Genomic DNA, 24,818 nt, shown 5'->3' on the forward strand with positions numbered 1-24,818 from the left:
CCCCCGCGCCCACGCGTTGCTACGCCGTCGGCACTTGGACCCCCCAGATATCTTCCGCATATTGCCTGATGGTGCGGTCGGAGGAGAAGAACCCGACATGCGCCGTATTGCAGATGGCCATGCGGTTCCACCTGGATTGATCAAGCCATAACGCATCGACCCGCTTTTGGGCTGCGACGTATGCATCAAAATCCCGCGCCACCATGAACCAGTCAGTATCGTACAGGCCACTGACGAGGTCGCGGTACCGGTTTGGATCATCGGGAGAGAACACGCCCGAAGCGATGGCATTCAGTGCCTCCTGAAGATCAGGCGAAGCATCAATGGCCGAGCGCGGGACTTCACTCTTGGCGCGTTTCGCCGCCACCTCATCCGTCGTGAGGCCGAAGATCACGATGTTGTCGTCCCCGACTTCTTCATGCATTTCGACATTCGCCCCATCCATCGTGCCGATAGTCAGCGCACCATTTGCCATGAACTTCATGTTGCCGGTACCCGAGGCCTCCATGCCGGCCGTCGAGATCTGCTCCGAAAGATCCGCCGCGGGGACGATCACCTCGGCAAGGCTGACATTGTAATTCGGCAGGAACACCACCTTCAGCAGCCCACGCACCGCCGGATCATTGTTGATGACCCTCGCGACATCGTTGATCAGCTTGATGACAAGCTTGGCATTCCAGTAGCTGGGCGCCGCCTTGCCCGCGAAGATCTTCACCCGCGGTACGAAATCGCGCTCCGGATGGGCACGGATTTCATCATACGCGGCAACCGCCTGAATGATATTCAGCAATTGCCGCTTGTATTCGTGAATACGCTTGATCTGCACGTCAAACATCGCCTCGGGCGAAACTCGCACCCCGAGACGCTCGCGGATGAGTTCGGCAAGCCGCGTCTTGTTCTCGAGTTTGACGGCCGCAAAACGCTTCTGAAAGCTGGGATCGTCGGCATAGGCGCCAAGCTCTTCAAGCTTTCTGATATCATCGAGAAACGCGTCACCAATCGTCTCGCTAAGCAGCGAGGTCAGTCCGGGATTGCACTGCATCAGCCATCGGCGTGGCGTTATGCCATTGGTCTTGTTGTTGATCCGGTCCGGGTAGAGCTTGTGCAGATCGGAGAAAACCGTCTGCTTCATCAGCTCGGTATGGAGCGCCGAAACCCCGTTGATCTTGTGTGAGCCGACAAAGGCAAGTTGCCCCATCCGCACCCGCCGGCCGTTCTGCTCGTCGATCAGCGAAACGCGCGCGATCTGCTCGTCGGTGAACTTGGCGCGCTTGCGCGCCTCGGTAAGGATCTCGGCATTGATCGCATAGACGATCTGCATGTGGCGAGGCAGCAGCCGTTCAAGCAGCGCTACGGGCCAGCTCTCAAGCGCCTCCGGCAGCAGAGTGTGATTGGTGTAGCCGAAAACGCCGCGGGTGAGCGTCCAGGCCTCGTCCCATTCAACCCCGTGGATATCGATCAGGATGCGCATCATCTCGGCGATCGAGATTGCCGGGTGCGTGTCGTTGAGCTGGATCGCCACCTTGTCCGGCAAAGAGCCGAGATCGCCATATTGCTGCAAATGCCGGCGAACGATGTCCTGCAACGAGGCTGACGAGAAGAAGTATTCCTGGCGCAGCCGAAGCTCCTGGCCGGCAGGCGTTGAATCCGCCGGATAAAGCACGCGGGTAATCGCTTCGGCCCGCGCGCTTTCTTCAAGCGCGCCGATATGGTCGCCGGAGTTGAACTTGTCGAGCAGGATCGGATCGATCGGTTGCGCGCTCCATAGGCGCAGGGTGTTAACCCGCGCGGCCCGCCACCCGACAATCGGCGTATCAAATGCCACCGCCAGCAGGTGCTCGTTCGGATGCCACTCCTGACGCAGTTCGCCGTCCGGGTCCGTCACGCCCTCGACATGCCCGCCGAAGCCGATTTCATACGCGCTCTCGCGCCGCTCGAATTCCCACGGATTGCCGTGCGCCAGCCACTCCTCCGGCAGCTCCACCTGCCAGCCTTCGCTCATCTCCTGGCGAAACAGCCCGTGCGCATAGCGGATCCCATAGCCATAGGCCGGGATCTTGAGGCTCGCCATGGATTCCATGAAGCAGGCGGCGAGCCGGCCAAGCCCGCCATTGCCAAGTGCTGCGTCCGGCTCAAGATCGATAAGATCGCCGAGATCCACCCCAAGATTGGTCAGCGCCTGCTGCACCGGCTCCATCAGCCCGGCATTGCTCATCGCGTCACGCATCAGCCGCCCGATGAGAAACTCAAGGCTGAGATAGTAGACCCGCTTGTTGGAGGTACGCCACGTCTCGCGCGAGCTTTCCATCCAGCGATCCATGATCCGGTCGCGCACGGCAAAGATTGTGGCGGCGAGCCAGTCATGCGGGCGCGCAACGATCGGATCCTTGCCGATCGAATAGGTCAGTTTCTCGAGGATATGCGCCTGAAGCGCTTCAACAGTTACCTGGCGAGGCTCCGGGGTCGGGGCATCGAGAACCACTGACTTTTGCGACATGACGCAGTCCCATGTTCATTGTTTAAAATCCCCTCCGACCAGCACTTTTGCACTTAATCTTGAGCCTGGAAAGCCCTTGGCTATTCTGCAGAAGTGTCGGCCTTCGTTGGCTCTGGTCGCGGTCGTGTCTCTGCCGGCGTGCGTACGCCGCCTTCTTTTGCCTGTTCGACGGCATTGGAGAGCAGCAGATCCGTGCCCGAGCGCACATCCCCGAGCATTTGAGCTTCAAACCGCAGCTTGTCACGCACACGCACACCGGCGACAACTTCGCGGATTTCGTGCTCTTCGGCACCGAGTATCCGTATTGCCTCGGCACCGAAGCTTATGGCCGACTCGAACAGTTCGCGGATCTCATATTCCACCCCGATATGACGCAGTTCCAGCGCATGCGCCCTGTCGAAGGATCGGGCCATCACCTTTACCAGCGGAAACTCGTCGCGGATCAGTTCGGCAATCCGGTTCGTCGCCTCTTTGTCGTCGACGCAGATCAGCACCAGGTCCGCTGTCGGCGCGCCGGCTGCATGCAGGATGTCAAGGCGACGGCCGTCTCCGTAATAGATTTTGAACCCGAAACGCGCTGCCGCCTCGATCATCTCCACATCATTGTCGATGATGGAGATGGCATGCCCCTGCCCGAGTAGCGTTTGGCTCGCGATCTGGCCGAACCGGCCGAAACCGATCAGCAGCACCCGCTCGCTCATGTCATGCGCTACCTCGACGCCCTCGAGAGACTGCGTCCGTGCCGGCATGAAACGCCGATAGGCAATCAGCGCGAACGGCGTCACCATCATCGAAACGATAACCGTGGCGGTAAAGACGGCGTTGGTCGGCCCGTCGATGAGGCCGGATGCATTTGCGGTCGTGTAGAGCACGAACGCGAATTCACCCCCTTGCGACATCAGCACCGCCCGCTCCATGGCTTCCTGATGGTCGCTCTTCATCATCCGCGCCAGCGCATAAATCGCCACCGACTTGACCAGCATGAAGCCAATAACGCCAATTGCGATTAACCCGGCATTCTCGAAAACCACGGCAAGCTCGAGCGACATGCCAACGGCTAGGAAGAACAGCCCGAGCAGGATACCGCGAAACGGCTCCACATCCGCTTCAAGCTGGTGCCGGAAGCTCGAGGTCGACAACAGCACACCCGCGAGAAAAGCGCCCATGGCCATCGACAGTCCCGCCGACTGCATGAGCAATGCCGCACCGAGCACTACCAGCAACGCGCCAGCCGTCATCACTTCACGAATTTTCGCGGCTGCCAGCGCCGAAAATACCGGGTTCATGATCCTCCGCCCGAGGAAGATCAGCACCAGGACAGCACCAATTGCCACGCCAAACCCGATGACGCGCGCGGTGAGTGATTGATCGCCGGTTGCCGGCGACAGTAGAGCGACCACGGCGAGCAACGGCACGATTGCCAGATCCTCGAGCAACAGCACGGAGACCATCTTCTGGCCCGGCTCCGAGTTCAGTTCGCCGCGCTCCTGCAGGATCTGCATGACGATGGCGGTGGAGGTCAAAACAAACCCCATGCCGAAAAGGAATGCGATCGGCAGACTGTAGCCGAGCAGCACGCCCACCCCGGTCAGCAGCGCACCACAGAGCGCGACCTGGGCGATGCCAAGTCCGAAGATCTGGTGCCTCAGCGCCCACAGCCGGCGCGGCTGCATTTCAAGGCCAATGATGAAAAGGAACAGCACCACGCCAAGTTCGGCAGCATGCAAGACAGCTTCCGGTTCCGCGATCAAACGCAGGCCGGATGGTCCAAGCACAAGGCCGGCAGCGAGGTAGCCAAGCACCGAGCCAAGCCCCAGCCGCTTGAATAGCGGCACGGCAAATACTGCTGCTGCGAGAAGAATGACAACAGGAACAAGATCGAAACCGGCGCCGTGTGCAGCGTCTGCGGCGTGGGACGCAGCGGTCGATGAGTGATCCATGAAATGCATCCGCACGAACTAAAGGCGGACATTGTCCGCTAACGCACGAATTCGTCAACCGTCAGTGCAGCATGGCGGTGCTGCGTCAAGAAGGCAGCTCAGCGGCCGCCTTCTTCCACCCCGCTTGGCGCTGTTCCCTCAGGCGGCAGCATACGCTCCCTCTTTCGTTTCTCTTCTTCGGCCTCCGGCTCACGCTCTTCGCGTACAGCTTGGCCCGCGTTTTCGAGAACCAGTTCGTGCGCAGTTTTTGTGGGGCTTGTGCGAACCGGATTCTTCGGCCTCGAGGGTGGACCAGGCAAGGCATGGGACATGATGGAACTGCCGATCAGCAGTGCCGGCACGGCGATCAATCCGCCCACAGGCCCCCAGGCCCAGAGCCAGAAGGTAATCGACAGGAAGATAATGAACGGGTTGAGCGTCATTGTCCGGCCGATCAGGTGCGGCGTCAGCAACTGCCCTTCGAGGAAGTTGATCGCCATATAGCACCCGACCGGTAACAGGATGTTCTCTAACCCGGTCTGCGTGCCAAGCCCGACAGCGATGAGAATGACCCACATCGTCGCTTGCCCGACATAAGGGATATAGTTGAGCACCGCAGCCAGCGCGCCCCAAAGCAGCGGCGATGGCATGCCGATCGCCCACATCACCAGCGTCACCGCGACGCCGACGCAGACATTGATTGCGGTGATCGACAGAAGATAGCGCGAGACCTTGTGCTCGACATCGCGGAATATATGCGCCGTACGCCAGCGCATTCGGCGGCTGATGCACAGGCTCAGCACCGATATACGTATGTGGTCGCGGGTGGCGAGGAAGAAGTAGAGGCTTGCGAGGAAAATACCGATTTGCGCCAAGATCGAAGGCGCGAGCAGCGCCACGCTGGTAACGGCCCCATTGTCCTCGACAGAAACCTCCATCCGCTGGTCGTTGCCCAAGAGCCCCCGGAATTGCTCCTGAAAGGTTCCGATCGATTCCAGTGGCTCTTGCAGGTTGGCGACCTGCGCTTGCAGATTGCGCCAGATCGCGGGAGCACGGGCCACCCATTCGGACAGCGGCATTGAAAACAGCAGCAGCCCGACGCCGATAAATATGAGGAAGGATAAAACTACCGTCGCGGCGGACAGCGCAGGGGGAACACCTCTGTTTTCCATCTTGTCGGCAGCGGGCCCAAACATCAGCCCGATCACGATCGCAAGGAAGACCGGTGCAATAATGACCCGCCCGGCTTGCAAGGCAACGAGCGCGATGACGGCGCCGACGAGTATGATCGCCATTCGGGAAATGTTAGACAGGACGCGTTCGAACTGACTGCCCGACATCGCCGCGGGGACACCCCCCGAACCATTGCTCATAAATTACCCAGAATGTAAGTGCCCAGACGTCAACAACGGGGGTAGCCTTGAAACGTTCCGTCTGCTCTTAGCTGCACCATACTGAAGCCTATTTTCGGAGCCTGCCGCATGCCCCGCAAAATCATTATCGACACAGACCCCGGCCAGGATGACGCAGTTGCCATTCTTCTGGCCCTCGCATCGCCGGAGGATTTGAACGTTCTCGGTATTGTTGCAGTCGCCGGCAATGTCGGCCTGGCGCAGAACGCCGAAAACGCGCTCAAGATCGTCGAGCTTTCTGGGCGAACAGATATACCGGTCTATGCCGGTTGCGCACGCCCGATGCGGCGTCCGCTGGTCACCGCCGAGCATGTGCATGGCGAAACCGGCCTGAACGGCCCCGACCTCCCCTCGCCCACAATTGCCCTTGAGGATCAGCACGGGGTCGATTTCATCATCGAAACGCTGCGGCAGGAGGAACCGGAAAGTGTCACTCTGTGCACCCTCGGCCCGCTGACAAATATTGCCATGGCGCTGGTTAAGGCGCCCGACATCGCGTCGCGAATAGCTGAGATCGTGATGATGGGCGGTGCGTATTTCGAGGTCGGCAACATCACGCCGGCCGCTGAGTTCAATATCTTCGTCGATCCCGAGGCCGCCGATATCGTCATGCGCTGCGGAGCGCCGCTGACGCTTTTGCCCCTCGATGCGACACATCAGGTGTTGACGACCCGCCCCCGGCTCGATGCACTCGCCGCTATTGGCAATGCCGCTGGTGCTGCCGTTGCGAGCATGCTGGAGTTCTCAGAGCGCTTTGATCTCGAAAAATACCAGAGCCAGGGCGCGCCCCTGCATGACCCCACCGTCATCGCCTACCTTCTCCAGCCAGAGATCTTCTCCGGTCGGCTCTGCAACGTCGAGATCGAGCTTGCCAGCGAGTTGACGCGCGGCATGACCGTAGCCGATTACTGGCATGTCACCGATCGTCACAAGAACGTGACTTTCATGCGCAGTGCTGATGCTGAAGCATTTTATTGTCTTCTGATCGAAAAGCTAAAAAAACTTCCCTGAACTGACGAAACTGTTCCGCGAGTAGCGCCGTATCTCTCGATATCAACTCCATGAGGAATATTGGGAGGACACTATGAAGTTCTACGCAACACTAGCGGGCGCCACAGCACTTAGCTTGTCTGCAAGCCTCGCCTTCGCGCAGGAAAATCCGATGGTCGGCGGCGCGGAGATGTTCCCCGACCGCAACATCGTCGAAAACGCCGTCAATTCTGAAGATCACACGACCCTCGTTGCAGCCGTTCAGGCAGCAGGGCTAGTCGAGACGCTTCAAGGCGAAGGCCCGTTCACGGTGCTCGCCCCCACCAACGCTGCTTTCGATGCGCTGCCGGCCGGCACGCTAGAGGAGTTGCTGATGCCGGAGAACCGGGATCAGCTGGCTGAAATCCTGACCTGCCACGTCATCCCTGCAATGGCGATGTCGACCGATATCGTCTCGATGGTCGAGGATGACGGAGGCGCCCACACCGTCGAAACCGTAGGCGGCTGCACGCTGACGCTTGAGACCACTGCCGATGGCATGGTCACGGTCACTGACCAGAACGGCACCACCGCGACTGTCACTATCGCCGATGTCCGTCAGTCGAATGGCGTCATCCATGTGATCGATGCTGTGCTGCTGCCGGCAAGCGAGCCCATGGACGATGCGGATATGTCGGATGACAACGGCATGGAAGGCGACATGAGCAACGACGACATGTCGGATGATATGTCCTCGGATGGCATGTCGGGCGACAGCGAAATGTCTGAAGACGATATGGCCATGGAGGGTGACTTCCCGATGGTCGGCGGTGCAGCCATGCTGCCAACCCGCAACATCGTCGAAAACGCCATGAATTCGGCTGACCACACCACCCTCGTGGCAGCGGTTCAGGCGGCAGGACTCGCTGAAACCCTCCAGGGCGAAGGCCCCTTCACGGTGTTCGCGCCGACTAACGCCGCGTTCGAGAATCTTCCCGAGGGCACCGTCGACACGCTGCTGATGGAAGAGAACCGGGACCAGTTGGTCAAGGTGCTGACCGCACATGTGGTGCCCGGCAATTTGTCAGCCGATGATCTGGCAAGCCGCGCGCGTGCTCATGGTGGCAGGTACAACATGGAGACGGTCAGTGGCGATGCACTGACAGCGGTTCTGCGCTCACCATATATCTACATCTTCGATGAGTCGGGCGGTGCTGCTCTCGTTACCCAGTCGGACGTTAACCAGTCGAACGGTGTCATTCACGTTGTCGATGACGTGCTGCTGCCGCGCTGATCGATCCATGCGATGAACTTATGAAGGCCCCGCCCCGGCGGGGCCTTTGCTTTTACCGCTGTGCAATCTAATGTCGCGCTTCCACAGTGAGCGTCGTCCATGGACCCCCTCGTTCTCCTCACCTTCACGATCGCCTACGCCATCGCAGTTCTGGTGCCCGGGCCCGGTGTCGCGGCGGTCGTCGCTCGCGCCTTGGGTGGCGGTTTTGCCAGCGCTCTGCCGATGGTGTTCGGCATTCTCGCTGGCGATCTTGTCTATTTCGTCTTTGCAATCTTCGGGCTCGCCGCTGTCGCCCACTATTTCGGCGCCGTTTTTGTTGTCATCCGCTGGCTCGGTGCCGCCTACCTGCTCTACATCGCCTATCGCTTCTGGACATCGCGTCCGGGCGATGAGCGGCTCAAGCCGAAGCACGAGAAGCCTGTTCGCACCTTCCTCGCAGGGTTTTCGCTCACCCTCGGTAACCCCAAGACCATGGTCTTTTATCTCGCCATTCTTCCAACCGTCGTGCCGCTCGACGCCATTTCGGCTCTTGCCTTCGCCGAATTGACCGCCGTGGTCGTGATCGTCCTCCTGTTGATCGGTTGTGGCTATGCGTGGCTCGCCTCAAGGGCACGCGAAATGCTGAAATCGCCGCGCGCGCTTGGACGTTTGAACAAGACGGCAGGCGCCATGATGGCCGCCGCAGCCAGCCTCGTCGTCCTTCAGCACTAAGCTGCAAAACCCCTTTGCCATCCTGCTCTCCCCTGCTAAGGAGTGCACCCGGCGGGCCTATAGCTCAATTGGTTAGAGCCGACCGCTCATAACGGTCTGGTTCCAGGTTCGAGTCCTGGTGGGCCCACCAGATATTTCAATGACTTAGCGAGAGTTTTGCTGCCGCCTCAGATCCACGTCCCGGGTTATGTCCCGGAGACAGGGTCCGGGTCATACAACCCTTCACGAGCGGTGATCATTGCGCTCAAGTTCGCCATGTGCCTGTTTTTTCTGATCGCCTCGGCATCCTGCCGGAATGCTCGTCGCACTGTCGGCGCTCCGGCCCAACTCGTGCTATGCCTCGCATCACTATGATTGCTTATTTTTGGTCGCAGGCTTCTTCCACTGGTTCGCGCGCTCGCCCTGCTGCGCCAGCCTTGCGGTATCCTCTATCCGGGCAGCGCGGGTTTCAGGCCGCTTGGCAATGCCGATCCATTCAAGGATGGCGCGACGGGCGGAAGGCGGAAATTCGTCAAACTTGTCGCGAGCGCCGGGATAATTGGCAAAGGCACCTTGAAGATCGTCAGGCAGGTCGAGCGTCGTGGCCTTGTCGAGTGCCTGCCAACTCCCGTCTTCTTTCGCGCGTTCGATGGCGGCTATCCCCGCGGGTTTCATCAGATCTTCGGCCAATAATTTGTCGACGCGCTTCTTGTTGATCCCAGACCAGCCACTTCCTGGCTTGCGCGGTGACAGCCGGATCATCGACCGATCCTCGTCGAGCTTGCGTGGCTGACTGTCGATCCAGCCGTAGCACAGGGCCTCTTCCACCACCGCGTCCCACGGCACATGGTGCGGCGTGTGCTTTTTCCATGTCACCAGCCAGATCGAGCCGGACGTCTGGTGGTGCTGCTCAAGCCATTTCCGCAGCTCGGCCCGAGTGCGCACTTCAACCTGCTCATGCTCTTTCGACACAGCAAAAAGCCTCCGCCAAGTTCAGACGCGAACTGGCGGAGGCTGCGAAAATGGCGTCGTCGCCATGCGACAGGTCGGTGAGTGTAGTTTAGGGCTTCAGCACCACCTTCGTCCACTCATCCTGCTTGCTGTGGAAGTTCTTGTAGCCTGTGGGTGCCTCTTCCAGCGGAAGGCGGTGGCTGATCAGGAAGGTCGTGTCGATCTCGCCTTCCTGAATGCGCCGCAGCAGATCCGCTGTATAGCGCTGGACATGGGTCTGCCCTGTCCGCCACTGCAGGCCCTTCTCCATCATTGCCCCGAGTGGAAACTTATCGAGAAAGCCGCCATAGACGCCTGGCATCGACACGCGCCCACCTTTGCGCACGCTGACTATAGCCTCTCGAAGTGCATGGCCACGATCGGCAGCCACGCCGAGCTTCTGCTTGGCCACCTCAAGCACGTTATCCGGGGCAAATCCGTGTGCCTCCATGCCAACAGCATCGATCACCGCATCCGGGCCGATGCCGCCAGTCATTTCCATCAACGCCTCACCCACTTTGGTCTGGTTGAAGTCGATGGTTTCGGCGCCAAACTTGCGCGCCAATTCAAGCCGGTGCGGGTAGTGGTCGATGGCGATCACCCTCTCCGCTCCCATCAGCTTGGCGCTCTGCACGGCGAAGAGACCAACCGGCCCACATCCCCACACGGCGACAGTATCTCCAGGCTCAATGTCGCAATTCTCTGCAGCCATCCATCCGGTTGGAAGAATATCTGACAGGAACAGCACTTCGTCATCGTCCATACCATCGGGAATAACGATCGGCCCAACATCCGAGAACGGGACACGCACATATTCTGCCTGGCCGCCCGGGTAGCCGCCGGTCATGTGGGAATATCCGAACAGTGCGCTCACCGCGTGGCCATAAAGCGGCTCGGAAATGTCCTGTTTCTCTGCTGGATTGGAATTGTCGCAAGCCGAATACTGCTGTTTCTGGCAGAAGTAGCAGCTGCCGCATGAGATGGTGAAAGGCACCACCACGCGCTGGCCTTTCTTCAGTGTGGATTTCGGACCGACATCCACGACTTCGCCCATGAACTCGTGGCCGAGGATATCGCCCGAGAGCATCCCGGGAATAACGCCGTCATAAAGATGCAGGTCAGAGCCGCAGATTGCGGTTGAGGTCACCTTCAGAACCGCGTCGCGCGGGTTGACGATCTGCGGATCGGGAACAGTGTCGACGCGAACGTCATGAGTGCCGTGCCAGGTCAGTGCGCGCATCTCGTAATCTCCTTCAGGCGGCTTCGCGCCGATTGCGGGACGTGGCGATCTCGCCGGTTTCCATCAGCATCTTGAAACGCTTGAGCTCGCGGCGGCCCTGAACGTTCGGTTCACGCTGGAACAGCTTGGCGATCAGCCGTCCAAGCTCACCACCGGGCGGCTTGTAGGCGACGATCGCCTCGACATAGGTTCCGCGCCCCGCCGGAGCATCGCGAAACGCCACACGCCCCTCTGTGTCGATGCTTGAGCCTTCGACCGAGCGCCAGGCGATCAATTCGCCGGCGCGTTCATCGACCACCTGCGTTTCAACCTCTACGCTCTGCCCCGCAGGCGCCGCGATCGTCCAGATGGAGCTTCCATTGGTGCCGGGCTTTACCGCCTCGATATTCTCCATGAAGCTCGACAGGTTGGAGAAATCGCGCCAATAGTCGAACAGCTCCTGCCGGGGCTTGTCGATCAGCACCGTCTTGCCAACAACAGCGTAGTCGCCGAAGTCGGCATGCTTGGCGAGGCGCCCTGGCGCGCTATCGGGCGGCGCAATCCGGTAGGAGCGTGAGGGGCGTTGGTTGAGCAGTGCGATACCGACAGCGGCGCCTACACCGATGGCCAGCAGGCCGAGCACCGGCCGTTGAGAGTGGGACTGCATTGCGGACTCCATTGCATCCATGGGCGTTTACCCATTGCTGAAGCCCTAACCGCGTCACACCAAGCCAGTTCCTGAACGCCGATGCGCTCGCTGGGCAGTTACCCATGTTATGCGCACCACCATTCAGCAAGCCCCGGTTGACGCTGCATAAGAAAGGGCGGCATCGCTGCCGCCCTCTTGCCTGCTACCCGGCGGTCACGCGCCAGATGACATCTCCCACATCATCTGCCATCAGCAGCGATGACTTGTCCGGACCCACGGCGACACCCACCGGGCGCCCATAGGAGAATTTCTCGTCCGGCGAAAGAAAGCCGGTGAGAATATCGCGCACCGGCCCCACAGGATGCCCGTTCTCGAACGGCACGAACGCCAGCTTGTAGCCACTCAGCTTGCTGCGGTTCCATGAACCATGCTGGCCAATCGCCATGCCAGCCGGCAGGCCCGCCAGCAAACCCTGGGGTACCCAGCTCAGGCCGAGAGAGGCTGTGTGGCCCCCAAGCGCGAAATCCGGCTTCGTCGCCTTTGCGACCATTTCCGCATCCTGCGGCACGCGATCATCGACCACCCGGTCCCAGTAGCAGTAGGGCCAACCGTAAAAGTGCCCGTCCTCGACCTTGGTGAGATAGTCCGGTGGAGTCTCGTCGCCGAGCCCATCACGCTCGTTGACCACGGTCCACAGCGTACCCGCATTCGGCTCCCAGGCCATGCCAACCGGATTACGTAGCCCTGAGCCGAACACGCGCGTCGCACCGGTCTCTAGATCAAGCTCGTGTATGCAAGCCCGGTCCTTCTCCGCGTCCATTCCCTGGTCGGCAATGTTGCTCAGCGAGCCAACGGCGACATAGAGCTTTTTCTGGTCCGGGCTGACAATCAGGTTTCGGGTCCAGTGTCCGCCCGGCTTGGTGTCCATCATCTTGCGACCCGGCTCGGTGATCCGCGTCTGTCCGAGCTTGTAGGGAAACGCCATCACCGCATCGGTATTGCCGATGTAAAGCGTCTCCCCGACAAGGGCCATGCCATAGGGCTGGCGCTGGTTCTCGAGCAGCACTTCGCGCACCTCGGCCACCCCGTCGCCATCGGCGTCACGCAGCAGGATGATGCGGTTGGGGCTCTCACCCATGGCGCCGGCACGACGCATCGTCACACTTGCTGCATAATCGAAGGCGCTCTTTGGCTTACCGGCTTCACCAGAGGATTCCGCAACCAGCACGTCACCGTTCGGCAGCACGTAGATCTGGCGCGGATGGTCCATCTTGTCGGCGAATGCATTGACTTTGAACCCTGGTGCCGCTTTCGGCTTATGCCCCTCAGTCCATCCTTTGGCCGTCGGCATCTTCAGCGTAGGGATGCCCTGTGGTTTGGCCTTGGGGATATTGGGCGTCCCGCCAAAGGCTGGCTCTGGTGTGTCACCGTCCCAGCGGCGCATAAGAATGGCACCGGCGCCAACCATGGCGACCACGCGCGCAAAAATACCGGACATACTCATTGTCAATCTCCCTGTCGGCCCCAAGCTAACGCATCGTAGCCGCACTTAATACCAGGCAGGAAAATATTTGTCTCATTAACGCAATCGCTTACCGGCATTATCGAACAAGAATGCCCGGTCAACCCGTATACTAGCCGCACCAATCAGCGCGCATTGAAAGTCCCCCCATTCAATGTTGCCCGGATGACAGGCTGATCCTACTCTACCAAACTAGGTGGAGGCGTCCCGCGTTCTGGGAAGGAAAAATTGTTGGACGGTAAAATAGGCGGCAAACGCTACTGGAACCCGTTGAAGAGCACCGTCGAGAGAGTGCCGAACCAGCTGGTTGTCAGCCATGAGCAGCCGGGCATCATGAACACGGCGCATTGGCATGCGCAGGTCGAGATCAACTTCGTCTTCCGGGGCTATGTCGACTACCAGATGGCCGGGCACACAACGCGGTTCAGTGCTGGCGAGTTGGCGATCTTTTGGGGCGGACTGCCGCACCGCGTCGTCGATACTGCTGACGAGACCCTGTTTGTCGCCATCCACCTGCCGTTGATGAACTTTTTCCGCCTGCGGCTTCAGCCGGATATCCAGCATAAGCTGATGCACGGCGCAACGCTCGTCGCCAATGATCCCGCCAGCGACGACGCACAAGCGTTCACGCGCTGGTCTGATTACATGCAGTCCGGCGACATCGCGCGGGCCCGACACGCCATTGAGGAATTGCTGCTGCGCATCGAGCGGATCCGCTTCGGCGCCTATCGCCTGCTTGAACCCGCAGCCCCGGCCGGCACCATCGAGGCGGCGGATCAGCAGAGCTTTCACAATATCGGGCGCATCTGCGAGTTCATCGCCGAGAACTTCCGGCACGACATCGATTCGACCGATATAGCCTTGTCCGCCGATATCCACCCAAAATACGCGATGAGCGTATTCAAGAAATCCACCGGCATGACCCTTAATGACTATGTCACGCTGCTGCGGCTTTCATACGCTCAGGCCATGCTGATGCATGAGGACGCCAACGTGTTGCGGGTTGCACTGGAAAGCGGGTTCGGGTCACTATCGGCATTCAACAAGTGCTTCAGAAAAATGTCGGGCATGAATCCGTCCGATTTCAAGCGCGAAGCGCGTGCCCGCCCCGCCCTGCCCGTCTGACCCGATCTTACTTCCCGCACACTTCGGATTCCCCACGGCAGCGACACCCTGCCGTGCCGCCGTTATTAGTCCGCTCCAAATCGGAGGAACTTCCCAATGAAGCCATCGCTTGGCGTCTGCTACTACCCTGAACACTGGCCCGAAACGTCCTGGGGCCGCGATGCGGAACGCATGGCCGATATTGGCATCAGATATGTACGCATCGGCGAATTTTCCTGGAGTCGGCTCGAACCCAGCCCCGGCGACCTGCAATTCGACTGGCTGCTTCGCGCCATGGATACGCTGCACGCCAACGGTCTTTCGGTGGTGCTCGGAACGCCCACCGCAACGCCGCCGCGCTGGATGATCGAAAAATGGCCGGACATGCTGGCAGTCGATGCCGAGGGACGACCGAAGAAATTCGGGTCGCGCCGGCACTATTGCTTCTCGCACACCGGCTATCGCGAGGAATCCGTGCGCATCGCCGAACTGATGGCCGAAGCCGTCAAGGAGCACCCTGCGCTCTCCCTATGGCAGACCGACAATGAATATGGCTGCCACGACACCGTGCTGTCCTATTCGGATGCGGCGCGCTCAGGCTTTCAGGCCTGGCTCGCCAGCAAGTATGAGGACATAGACGCGCTCAACACCGCCTGGGGTAATGTCTTCTGGTCGATGGAATACTCGGATTTTTCCAAGATCGACCTGCCGAACCTGACGGTCTGCGAAGCCTCCCCCAGCCACTGGATGGATTTCTACCGTTACTCGTCGGATCAGGTGCTCGATTTCAATCGCGCCCAGGTGCAGGTGCTGCGCCGCATCACCCCGAACGTGCCGATCACCCACAACTACATGACCGGCTTCACCGATTTCGATCACTTCGCCATCGGCGAACAGATGCAGGTGGCGAGCTGGGATTCTTATCCTCTCGGACAGTTGCAGAACCGTCTCGGCACCTCGCCGGTCAAGGCGAAACAGGCACGCCAGGGCGACCCGGACCTGCAGGCCTTCCATCACGATCTTTACCGCGCTGTCGGGCGCGGCCGCATGTGGGTGATGGAGCAGCAGCCCGGGCCGGTGAACTGGGCCGCGCATAACGCCGATCCGCTCCCCGGCATGGTCCGCCTGTGGACCTGGGAAGCCATGGCCCACGGTGCCGAAACGGTCAGCTATTTCCGCTGGCGCCAGGCCCCGTTCGCGCAGGAACAGATGCATGCCGGCATGCTGCGCCCGGATGACGTCGAGACCCCTTGCGCCATCGAAGCCCGCAAGGTCTATGACGAAATTGGCACCGCACTGCCCGAATGCGCCAGGAGCACGGCTCGCTGTGCCATCGTCTTCGATTACGAAAGCACCTGGGCCTGGAAGATCCAGCCGCAATCAGCGGGTTTTTCGCATCTCGAGGCTGCGCTCGCCCCGTATCGCGCTTTGCGCCAGCTGGGGCAGGATGTCGACATTATCTCGTCGCGCACCGCAGATCTGTCGGCCTACGAACTGGTCGTTATTCCGGCTCTCTTCACATGGACTGCAGAGTTGCGTGAAGCGCTCGGTGCGTACAAGGGTGAACTGGTCATTGGCCCGCGCAGCGGCGCCAAGACGCCTGATTTCCACATCCCGGTACCTCTGCCGCCAGCGATCCCTGGCGATCGGCTCGATCTTCGCGTCGCCCGCATCGCGTCGCTCGCCCCTGATTGCCCCATCGCTCTTGAGAATGGCGGCAATGTTGAGACCTGGTTCGAGGTTCTTGAGGGTGATTTCGAAACGCTTGCGGCCACCACCGGTGGGCAGCCAGTTCACGTGCGCTCGGGCCGAACCCACTACCTTGCCGGGCTGCTGGATGAAGCGGGCCAGCGCGCGATAATCCGCACAATTCTGGATGCCGCAGGACTTGAAGCCAAAGCGATCCCGGAAGGGCTGCGGCTGCGCCATACCCAGAGTGGCACGTTCGTCTTCAACCACGGCCAGGAGACGCATGATCTCAAGGCCCTGTGGCCCGAAGGCGAATTTCTTCTGGATGGAGCCAGCCTTGCGCCGGCAGGCGTCACGCTCGTCAGGTAGGGCAAGCCACACCGTCGCCAGCCCGGAACTTGACCAGGCTGGCGACAGTGACAGACCATGCATGGGCCTGCGCTTCAGGCGCACTTGAGGAGGATATCGGAAATGGCTGAAAACGGGGCGTCACTGACAATTTTTGTCAACGGCAACATGAATGCCGCCCGAGAGGACCGCCTGGCGGAGATCGCGCCCGGCGCCGATATCCGGGTGTTCGAGCACAAGGCCGACCTCGAGGCCAATATCGCAGACGCCGATATCGTTGCTGGGGAAGTCTCGGAGGCAGCCTTCGCAAACGCGACACGGTTGAAATGGGTGCAGAGCTGGGCTGCGGGTCCTGATCCGCAGCTTTATCAGTCCTTCGTCGAAAGCGATGTCGTCCTCACCTGCTGCAAGGGCAATGGTGCCGTCCCTCTCGCAGAGCATGCCATCATGCTGATGCTGATGCTCAACCGCGACGCGATGCGCTGGATCGATGCTCAGGCCAAGCGCAACTGGGACCCCTTCCAGCACGGCGAACTCAATGGCATGACCGTCGGCATTATCGGCGCCGGGTACTCGGGCGCGGATCTGGCGCTCAAGTGCAAGGCGTTCCACATGAACGTCCTCGGCCTTCGGCGTACCGACAAGCCAAGCCCGAATTTTGATCGCATGTATACACATGCCGAGTTGCACACGTTTCTCGCTGCGTGCGACTTCGTGGTAATGACGGCCCCCTACACGCCCGAAACCGCCAACATGCTCGCAGAAGCCGAGTTCCGCGCGATGAAGCCTTCGGCCTTCTACATCTGCTTTTCTCGAGGCGGCATTGCCAATGACGACGCCTTGTATCGCGCCGTCGATGAAGGCTGGATCGCTGGCGCCGGCCTCGACGCGCACGGCACCGAGCCGCTGGAACCCGAAAATCGCTTCTGGACACTGCGCAACACGATCGTCACCCCGCATAACGGTGCCTCGAGCGCAGGCACCAGAGAGCGCGGGTTCCAGATCTTCGCCGAGAACCTTCGGCGCTACATCGCTGAAGAAGACCTGTTCAACGTCGTCGACAAACGGGCCGGCTACTAAACCAAGGAAACTGGGCTCACCATTGGCGAGCCCAAGCTTTCCTAGTTCGCCTTTTTGCTCTCGCGGGCCAGCTTGCGGGCTTGGTCAACCAGTTCCGACGGGATGGAGTAGGATGGCTGCGCAACGATTTCGCGGATGACCTCTAGCGGCAGCTTCGGCTCACGGCGCTCTGTCAAAAGCCCGTTCGTCTCCTGCTCCGTATCAGTCACCTGCGTATAGCAGAACCCCGAGAGATAGCGGCTTTCGGCGATAGCATCGAACATGTCGCGCAGCAGATCTTCGTACTCCTCCGCCGTTTCAACCGTCGCATAGCCGTGCCAGTTCTCACCGGCCTTGGGCGCGTAGCTCAGCCCGCCAAACTCGGTGATCATCACCGGTTGGCCCTCATGCGGCCTGTCCCCGAGAATGATCCGGCGCCGAGCTGGCCCCATGCCGCGCAGCACGGCTTCGATCGCCTCTGGCGTATGAAAGCGCTCGGCCAGCCCCTCGCCATCCGGCGAGTAGTCATGGATCGACCAGATATCGCTTTCCACCAGCTCCCAGCCATCGTTGGAGATGACAGGCCGGCTCGGATCGATGGCCTTCGTCAGATGATACAGCGCCGAGGCATAATGCTGCTGGTCCTCGCGGGTCGCGATCTGGTCGATCCCCCAGCTTTCATTGAACGGCACCCATGTGACGATGCACGGATGGCTCTTGTCACGCCGGATGACGTCCAGCCACTCGCGCGTCAGCGCCTCGACCGCTGAATTGGTGAAGGCGTAGGCGCTCGGCATCTCTTCCCAGACGATAATGCCAAGCCGATCGCACCAGTATAGGAAGCGCGGGTCCTCGATCTTTTGGTGGATGCGGACACCGTTAAAGCCCATCGCCTTGATCAGCTCAACTTCCCGCTTCAGTTCCTCGCCGGTGGCGGCAAGGTGCGAGTCGGGCCAGTAGTTCTGCCCGAGCGCCATTCGCAAGAAGTACGGCCGCTCATTGAGGAGGAAGCTCTCGGTTCCGGCGCTGACTGTGCGCAACCCGACATAGCTTTCGATGCGGTCTTCACCGCCATCGCACTCCAGAACCGCAGACGCTTCGACAAGATTGGGCTGTTCCGGTGACCACAACATGCCATTGCGCGCCTGCACATGCGCCAACGTACCGAGCGCAATCGTGAACTCGAGTTGCGAGTCTGCGACCCGCACACGCGTTGCCGCAAGCTCCGCGCCGTTATGGGTCAGAGTGATGCTCAGATTCCCGGCGTCGCGCGGCGCCTTGTTCAGGCGCACCTGACAGATGATCCCGGAATTGTCGATATCGGGCGTGAAGTGCAGGTCCGTCAGGTGAACGTCCGGCACGATCTCCAGCCATACCGGCTGCCAGATGCCGGTTGTCCTGTAGTACCAGATCGCGTGCGGATTTTCCTGCCAGTCCTGCTTGCCGCGTGGGAACCGCACGTCCTGTGGCTGGTCCTCGGCCCGCACCACCACAACCTGCTCGCCCTCGCCGAGCGAATTGGTGATATCGGCTGAAAACGGCGTGTGCCCACCGGTGTGCGATGCCACATGCTGGCCGTTGACCCAGACGTCTGCCGCGTAATCCACCGCACCGAAATGCAGCATCACCCGTTCGCCTGCCTTATGCGCCGGGGCTTCGAAACTACGCCGATACCAGACATACGGATGAAACCCGGTCTCGCGCAGACCCGACGCTTTCGATTCCGGCGGAAACGGCACGATGATCTCGCGATCGAACGCATCAGCGGAGGAGAACCAGCGCTCATCCAGCCCGGCATTCGCGTCATCATGCGCAAACTGCCAGGTCCCGCAAAGGTCAGTCCAGCCGCTGCGGGTCTTTTGCGGGTTGGGGTGAAGCTGATCGACTTCTGCGTTGAGAAGACTCATGAATTCCTCCTGAAAACTCGTGCGGCAAGCGTGCGCCGAAGTGCTGCTAAACTTTATTAGCAACCTGCTTGCGCCACCTGTTCTTGTCAAGCACACTCACGGCCCAACCTTGAGAGAGTCATGTCCAAACGCGTTCGCATGCTCGATATTGCTCGCACCGCCGGCGTCTCGCAGACCACGGTCTCGCTGGTTCTCAACCGGGTCCCGAACGTGCGGATTGCCGAGGACACGCGCCAACGCGTGTTCGATGCGGCTCGCGAACTCGGCTACGCCCCCGGCCCGTCGCTGGCCGAACCAACTACAAGCAGCCTTCGCCGGTTCGGGGTGCTGATCAACGAGATATCGGCCGCCTACCCGATCGACCTGATCGAAGGACTGCAGACACTCGCCGACGATCAGGGCGTTCAACTCATCATCCAGGTCACAGGTGGCCTCGCCGACAGGGAAGCGGCGGCGCTCGAAACTCTGCGCGTGCTCGGTGTCGAAGGCATCATTTACGCCAGCACTTTCACCGCCATCGTTGAACCAACGACTGCGCTATCCGCCCTGCCCCATGTGCTGCTGAACTGCCGGCGCGCTGACGGCGTCGGCACAGCCATTGTTCCCGCCGAACGCGCCGGCGGGTTTCTGGCCACCCGCCATCTCATCGAACGTGGATGCAAGCGCATTGCCACCATCACTGGCGATCCGTGGCAGGAGGCAACGCGGGCGCGCCTTCACGGCTACCGCCACGCGCTGCGCCGCGCCGGCCTGTCGGTGCCGGAGCACTTCGTCAGAACCGGCGACTGGAGCCACCACAGTGGCGATGACTCCGCCTCTCAACTTTTCGCCCTAAGCGATTCTCCCGACGGCATCTTTTGCCACAATGACAAGATTGCGCGCGGTGCCATCGCGGCCGCCCGCCGCCTCGGCGTCGCCATCCCTGAGGATGTCGCCATCGTCGGTTATGACGATCGCGAGTTCGCAGCCGATCTCGAGCCTTCCCTCACCAGTGTCACCCTGCCTCACGCCGAAATGGCGGAACGCGCGATGACGGTGCTGCTGAAGGGCAAGGCTGGTCTCGACCGGCCGCTGCGCCGCGTTCACGGCCGGCTGATCGAGCGCGCCAGCTCTTCGCGTCAAGGCGCTCGCTAGCGCAGCCTGTGCGTATCTAGGAACGCCTCGACGGCCCGCTGCTGCGCTTCCGTGGGCGGCCATGCCGATGGCGGACGTGTCGCGCCGCAATCCTCGCCCATCGCCTTCAGCGCCGCCTTGACGATCGTCACGTTGGTTCCGCTCATCTCTTCGGCACGCAATTTCTCGAAGATCGCGATCTCGTCGATCAGCCTGCGCGCAGTGTCGTAATCGCCGCCAGCGAGCGCTGCGTGGATCTCGACCGAGCGCTCCGGCCAGACATTGATCAGGCCCGAGGTAAACCCGCGCGCCCCGACAGCGTAGAGCGGCGGCGCCCAGATCTCAGCAAGCCCATCCACCCAGACAATGCTCGGATTTGTCGCTGCGATCGCCTCTTTCAGCTTCATCGGGTTGGGCGTCGCCCACTTCACGCCGACCACGCCGTCGATCTCGCATATGGAGCGGATGGCATCGGTGCCCATGGTGTCATTGCGCAGATACAGTACAAGCGGCAGCCCGTCGCCGGCATCGCGGATCGCCCTGAGGTAGTCGACGAGCCCACGCGGCGACACGAATGGATCAGGTGGCTGGTGCACCATCAGCGCCGCAGCACCCGCCTTCGCCGAGGCCCTCGCCAGCCGGCAGGCATCGCGAATACCGCGCCCGACACCGGCCACCAGCGGCACGCGGCCGTCGATCTGGGCGGCGCTCTCCGCCACCATCGTTTCGGCTTCTTCGCTGGTCAGCGCATAATATTCGCCGGTATTGCCATTGGCGACGAGGATATGAACGCCTGCCGCAACCGCCCGGTCGATAATTGGCTTCTGCCTGTCGGGGGCAATCTCTCCATCGGCCGCGTAAGGCGTCACCAGAATGCCGGAGATCCCCGTCAGGGCATCGGTCAGGGTCGTCATATGCGCGTCCTTCATGCGTTATCGGCCAACCTGCTTGCGCCATTCGGCAAAGGCAGTCAGCGTCTCCTCCTTGGTGGCGGGATAAAGCCCGATTATGGTCTTTCCGGCCTTGACCTGCTCGGTCACGAAATCTTCGAACACCGTCATTTCAACGGCCTCGGCCGCAATCTCACCGGCAAGATGCGCCGGGATGACGACGACACCTTCACCGTCCCCAACGATGATATCGCCGGGCCACACCGCAACGTCCCCGCAGGCGATAGGCACATCGAGGTCAATCGCCTGGTGCAGTGTCAGATTGGTCGGCGCCGACGGGCGCTGGTGATAGGCAGGGATATCGAGCGCCGCGATCTCGGGGCTATCGCGAAACCCGCCATCTGTTACCACCCCGGCAACGCCACGCTGCATCAGCCGCGTCACCAGAATCGAGCCGGCTGACGCGGCGCGTGCATCCTTGCGGCTGTCCATCACCATCACCGCGCCCTTGGGGCATTGCTCGACCCCGGCACGCTGTGGGTGCTCCGGGTTGCGAAAGACTTCGAGGCCATTGAGGTCTTCACGCGCCGGGATATAGCGCAGCGTGAATGCCGGCCCGACCATATTGCGGCCTTTGGCGCCCACCGGGTGCACATCCTGCAGGAACTGGTTGCGCAACCCGCGCTTGAACAGCGCCGTGCACAGTGTCGCGGTGGACACCTCTGCCAATTGCTGGCGTACCGTCTCGTCCATCTTTCCCATCCTCAAAAGATCTCCGGCTCGTCTGCGTCGGGCCCGAAACCCTCTTCGAGATAGTCGAAGTCACAGCCCTTGTCGGCTTGCGAAACATGCTGCGCATACATCCAGCCATAGCCGCGCCCGATCTTGTCGGCGGGCTTTTGCCACGCCGCGCGCCGCGTCTCGAGTTCGGCATCGTCGACCAGCATGTCGAGCCGGCGGTTCGCCAAATCGAGCCGAACGATATCGCCGTTCTTGAGAAGCGCCAGCGGGCCGCCAACATGCGATTCTGGTGCCACGTGCAGAATGCAGGCGCCATAGCTGGTGCCGCTCATCCGCGCGTCCGAAATCCGCAGCATGTCGCGGTGCCCCGCCTTCAACAGCGCTTTCGGCATCGGCAACATACCCCATTCCGGCATGCCCGGCCCACCCAGCGGCCCCGCGTTGCGCAGCACCATCACATGGTCGGGCGTTACGTCGAGCGTTTCATCCTCGACCGCCGCCTTCATCTCGGGGTAGCTGTCGAAGACGATCGCCGGGCCCTCATGCAGGTAAAATTTCGGGTCGCACGCCGCCGGCTTGACCACCGCGCCATCGGGCGCCAGATTGCCCTTCAGCACCGCCAGCGATCCCTCGTGATACACCGGGTTATCAAGCGAGCGGATCACGTCGTCATTGTAGACCGTTGCGCCTTCAAGCGTTTCGCCGAGGGCCTTACCACTCACCGTCATGCAGCCGAGATCGAGCTTGTCGCCGATCTGCGCCATCAGCGCCCGCAAACCGCCGGCGTAATAAAAGTCCTCCATCAGATAGCCTTTGCCGGAAGGTCTGACATTGGCCAAAAGTGGGGTTGTGCGGCCCAGTGCATCGAGATCATCGAGGCTGAAATCGACACCGGCTCGGCGCGCAATGGCGATCAGGTGAATGACGGCGTTGGTCGAGCACCCCGTCGCCATCGCAACGATTGCCGCATTGCGGATCGAGGCCTCGGTGACGATGGTCTCGGGTATCGCATCCTCCCACACCATCTCGACGATACGCCGCCCGGTTTCGCTCGCCAGCCGGGTGTGGCCAGCATCTGGCGCCGGGATCGATGAACCGCCCGGCAGAACCAGCCCCATCGCTTCGGCAATCGCCGTCATCGTCGAGGCCGTGCCCATGGTCATGCAGTGCCCGAACGAACGGGCAATGCCGCCTTCGATGCCGACCCATTCGTCTTCGCTCAAATTCCCGGCGCGCCGCTCGTCCCAGTATTTCCATGCATCGGACCCGGAGCCGAGCGTCCGCCCGGCATAGTTGCCGCGCAGCATCGGGCCGGCCGGCATGAATATCATCGGCAGTTTCGCGCTCAGCCCGGCCATGATCAGCGCCGGCGTGGTCTTGTCGCAGCCGCCCATCATCACAACGCCGTCGATCGGCTGGCTATGCACCTGCTCCTCGGCTTCCATCGCCAGCAAGTTGCGATAGAGCATCGTCGTCGGTTTCATGAAGGTTTCCGACATGGTGATCGCCGGCAATTCCACCGGCAGGCCACCGGCCTGCAGCACCCCGCGCTTGATCTCTTCGGCGCGCTGTTTGAAGTGCATGTGGCACGGATTGAGGTCCGACCAGGTGTTGACGATGGCGATCACCGGCCGTCCGGTCCAGTCCTCGGGACCATACCCCATCTGCATCAACCGGGACCGGTGCCCAAAGCTGCGCAGGTCATCAGGGGCAAACCAGCGCGCGCTGCGCAGTGTTTCGGGGGTCTTGCGTTGGCGCGTCAAAACGGTCCTCCTCCGGCCCGACAGAACCTACCATACAAGATTGACATAGCGGCCCTAAGGGTCTCGTGACAAGCGATGTTCATCGTGACAGTGTGCGAGCACTTCCCCCTCCCGCCTTGCCACACGCCTTCAGGACCACCACACATGCGCATCAGCCAAGCCACGACCGGCATTCTTCTCGGCCTGGGCGGCGTAATCGCGCTGTGCAGCATGGACGCGACGGTCAAGGGCGTCGGTGCGACGATTCCCACCCTGCAGATCGTGACGATTCGCTATTTCGGCGCGGCGCTATGGCTGGCCATGTTCATCTTCGCCACCAGGCGCGCCTGGCCGCAGCGCAAGAACTTCCACCGCCATGCCCTGCGTGGGGCTCTGTTTGCGATCACCGCCACGCTGTTCTTTTATGGCGCAACGCATCTGCCATTGGCCGTTGCATCGGCGCTCGGGCTCAGCGCCCCGATCTATGTGTCGCTGCTCGGTGTGGTCTTTCTCGGCGAACGTCTGACAGCCGGTGTCCTGATTGCAATTGCGCTCGGCATTTCCGGCGCCTTGATCATCGTATTCGCCGGCGAGCCGGTGGAAACACTTGGAGGCTCCGATTGGATGGCCTGGGCTGCGGGAATTGGCGCCCCGATCAGCTACGCGATCATTCTCGTCTTGCTCAAGAAGCACTCAGCCGACGAACACCCGACCAGCATCACCATGGCGCAATCAATAGTAGCAGGCACCCTCACCCTGCCGCTCGCCATTGCCGGCTATGTTCCGCCCAGCCCCGTCGCCTGGGGACAGCTGGCATTGATCGGCTTGCTCGGCGCTCTCGGCATCCTGATGATTGTCGGCGGCCTCAAACGCGTTTCGGCTTCGGTGTTTTCCGTCGTCGACTATTCCAGCCTGCTCTGGGCCGCCGCTCTGGGCTTCGTGTTTTATGCCGAAGTGCCGAAGCCCGAAATCTGGCTCGGCGGCGCATTGATCGTTGCCGCATGCGCCATGGGCATGCGCGTCGCCCGGGCACAGGCCGGCACTGCAGGTTGAATCCGTTTCTC

Annotated in this window: 19 protein-coding genes, 1 tRNA gene and 1 pseudogene; 10 read left to right on the forward strand and 11 right to left on the reverse strand. The window is 61.1% G+C overall.

The features are described from left to right. Positions 1-19 precede the first annotated feature (19 nt). The 3 genes from IE127_RS04515 to IE127_RS04525 all read right to left on the reverse strand — a co-directional run bounded on the left by IE127_RS04515 (position 20) and on the right by IE127_RS04525 (position 5,789). Positions 20-2,497, reverse strand: a complete 2,478-nt coding sequence (locus IE127_RS04515; protein ID WP_189423803.1) for a glycogen/starch/alpha-glucan phosphorylase — start codon at positions 2,495-2,497, stop codon at positions 20-22. An 80-nt stretch (positions 2,498-2,577) separates the two neighbouring features. Further along, positions 2,578-4,437: a monovalent cation:proton antiporter-2 (CPA2) family protein gene (locus IE127_RS04520; protein WP_189423805.1), complete on the reverse strand. Its 1,860-nt coding sequence runs from the start codon at positions 4,435-4,437 to the stop codon at positions 2,578-2,580. Positions 4,438-4,535: 98 nt separating this feature from the next. Next, positions 4,536-5,789: an AI-2E family transporter gene (locus tag IE127_RS04525; RefSeq protein ID WP_189423807.1), complete on the reverse strand. Its 1,254-nt coding sequence runs from the start codon at positions 5,787-5,789 to the stop codon at positions 4,536-4,538. A 108-nt stretch (positions 5,790-5,897) separates the two neighbouring features. Here IE127_RS04525 and IE127_RS04530 point away from each other — a divergent pair, with 108 nt between their 5' ends. The 5 genes and pseudogenes from IE127_RS04530 (at position 5,898) to IE127_RS04545 (ending at position 8,932) form a co-directional block, all read left to right on the forward strand. Continuing rightward, a complete protein-coding gene (locus IE127_RS04530) occupies positions 5,898-6,839 on the forward strand; it encodes a nucleoside hydrolase (protein ID WP_189423809.1) in 942 nt (313 codons plus the stop codon). Between the two features lie 73 nt (positions 6,840-6,912). Next, positions 6,913-7,461, forward strand: a pseudogene (locus IE127_RS19595) (fasciclin domain-containing protein); the annotation flags it as partial. Between the two features lie 99 nt (positions 7,462-7,560). Then, positions 7,561-8,091, forward strand: a complete 531-nt coding sequence (locus tag IE127_RS19600) for a fasciclin domain-containing protein (RefSeq protein WP_244639993.1) — start codon at positions 7,561-7,563, stop codon at positions 8,089-8,091. 99 nt (positions 8,092-8,190) lie between these two features. Continuing rightward, complete coding sequence (locus IE127_RS04540) at positions 8,191-8,802, forward strand: LysE family translocator (RefSeq protein WP_189423813.1); 612 nt, start codon at positions 8,191-8,193, stop codon at positions 8,800-8,802. A gap of 53 nt (positions 8,803-8,855) precedes the next feature. After that, a tRNA-Ile gene (locus IE127_RS04545) sits at positions 8,856-8,932 on the forward strand. Between the two features lie 218 nt (positions 8,933-9,150). Here IE127_RS04545 and IE127_RS04550 read toward each other — a convergent pair. The 4 genes from IE127_RS04550 to IE127_RS04565 form a co-directional block, all read right to left on the reverse strand. Beyond that, positions 9,151-9,753 (reverse strand): YdeI/OmpD-associated family protein, encoded by a 603-nt coding sequence (locus IE127_RS04550; RefSeq protein ID WP_189423814.1) that lies wholly within the window; start codon positions 9,751-9,753, stop codon positions 9,151-9,153. An 88-nt stretch (positions 9,754-9,841) separates the two neighbouring features. Then, positions 9,842-11,011, reverse strand: coding sequence for a zinc-dependent alcohol dehydrogenase (locus IE127_RS04555; protein WP_189423816.1), 1,170 nt, complete (start codon positions 11,009-11,011; stop codon positions 9,842-9,844). 13 nt (positions 11,012-11,024) lie between these two features. Continuing rightward, on the reverse strand, positions 11,025-11,657 hold the full coding sequence (locus IE127_RS04560) for an SRPBCC family protein (protein ID WP_189423818.1): 633 nt from the start codon (positions 11,655-11,657) through the stop codon (positions 11,025-11,027). A gap of 184 nt (positions 11,658-11,841) precedes the next feature. Beyond that, on the reverse strand, positions 11,842-13,143 hold the full coding sequence (locus tag IE127_RS04565; protein WP_189423820.1) for a PQQ-dependent sugar dehydrogenase: 1,302 nt from the start codon (positions 13,141-13,143) through the stop codon (positions 11,842-11,844). Between the two features lie 249 nt (positions 13,144-13,392). On the opposite strand from IE127_RS04565, the gene IE127_RS04570 reads away from it, so the two are divergent. The 3 genes from IE127_RS04570 (at position 13,393) to IE127_RS04580 (ending at position 17,382) form a co-directional block, all read left to right on the forward strand. Next, positions 13,393-14,286, forward strand: coding sequence for a helix-turn-helix domain-containing protein (locus IE127_RS04570; RefSeq protein WP_373297280.1), 894 nt, complete (start codon positions 13,393-13,395; stop codon positions 14,284-14,286). A gap of 96 nt (positions 14,287-14,382) precedes the next feature. Beyond that, the gene (locus tag IE127_RS04575) at positions 14,383-16,323 is read left to right on the forward strand and encodes a beta-galactosidase (protein WP_189423822.1); all 1,941 of its coding nucleotides are present in this window, start codon (positions 14,383-14,385) and stop codon (positions 16,321-16,323) included. 102 nt (positions 16,324-16,425) lie between these two features. Further along, entirely contained in the window at positions 16,426-17,382 is a 957-nt protein-coding gene (locus IE127_RS04580) for a D-2-hydroxyacid dehydrogenase (RefSeq protein ID WP_210310413.1), read from the forward strand. Positions 17,383-17,423: 41 nt separating this feature from the next. Here IE127_RS04580 and IE127_RS04585 read toward each other — a convergent pair whose 3' ends face one another. Next, a complete protein-coding gene (locus tag IE127_RS04585) occupies positions 17,424-19,268 on the reverse strand; it encodes a glycoside hydrolase family 2 protein (protein WP_189423824.1) in 1,845 nt (614 codons plus the stop codon). Between the two features lie 120 nt (positions 19,269-19,388). Here IE127_RS04585 and IE127_RS04590 point away from each other — a divergent pair, with 120 nt between their 5' ends. After that, entirely contained in the window at positions 19,389-20,402 is a 1,014-nt protein-coding gene (locus IE127_RS04590) for a LacI family DNA-binding transcriptional regulator (protein ID WP_189423825.1), read from the forward strand. Here the strand turns inward: IE127_RS04590 and IE127_RS04595 are convergent. Genes IE127_RS04595 through araD form a run of 3 tightly spaced genes read right to left on the reverse strand, consistent with a single transcriptional unit; the run spans position 20,399 to position 23,775 of the window. After that, complete coding sequence (locus IE127_RS04595) at positions 20,399-21,295, reverse strand: dihydrodipicolinate synthase family protein (RefSeq protein WP_189423826.1); 897 nt, start codon at positions 21,293-21,295, stop codon at positions 20,399-20,401. The two genes, IE127_RS04590 and IE127_RS04595, sit on opposite strands and share 4 nt — an antisense overlap. Positions 21,296-21,313: 18 nt before the next feature. Continuing rightward, positions 21,314-22,024 (reverse strand): ribonuclease activity regulator RraA, encoded by a 711-nt coding sequence (locus IE127_RS04600; protein WP_189423827.1) that lies wholly within the window; start codon positions 22,022-22,024, stop codon positions 21,314-21,316. An 11-nt stretch (positions 22,025-22,035) separates the two neighbouring features. Further along, positions 22,036-23,775, reverse strand: a complete 1,740-nt coding sequence (gene araD / locus IE127_RS04605; RefSeq protein WP_244639927.1) for an L-arabinonate dehydratase — start codon at positions 23,773-23,775, stop codon at positions 22,036-22,038. A gap of 144 nt (positions 23,776-23,919) precedes the next feature. On the opposite strand from araD, the gene IE127_RS04610 reads away from it, so the two are divergent. Continuing rightward, entirely contained in the window at positions 23,920-24,807 is an 888-nt protein-coding gene (locus tag IE127_RS04610) for a DMT family transporter (RefSeq protein WP_189423828.1), read from the forward strand. Positions 24,808-24,818: the final 11 nt, after the last annotated feature.

This window comes from Devosia pacifica (genome assembly GCF_014652635.1).
Lineage (GTDB): Bacteria > Pseudomonadota > Alphaproteobacteria > Rhizobiales > Devosiaceae > Devosia > Devosia pacifica.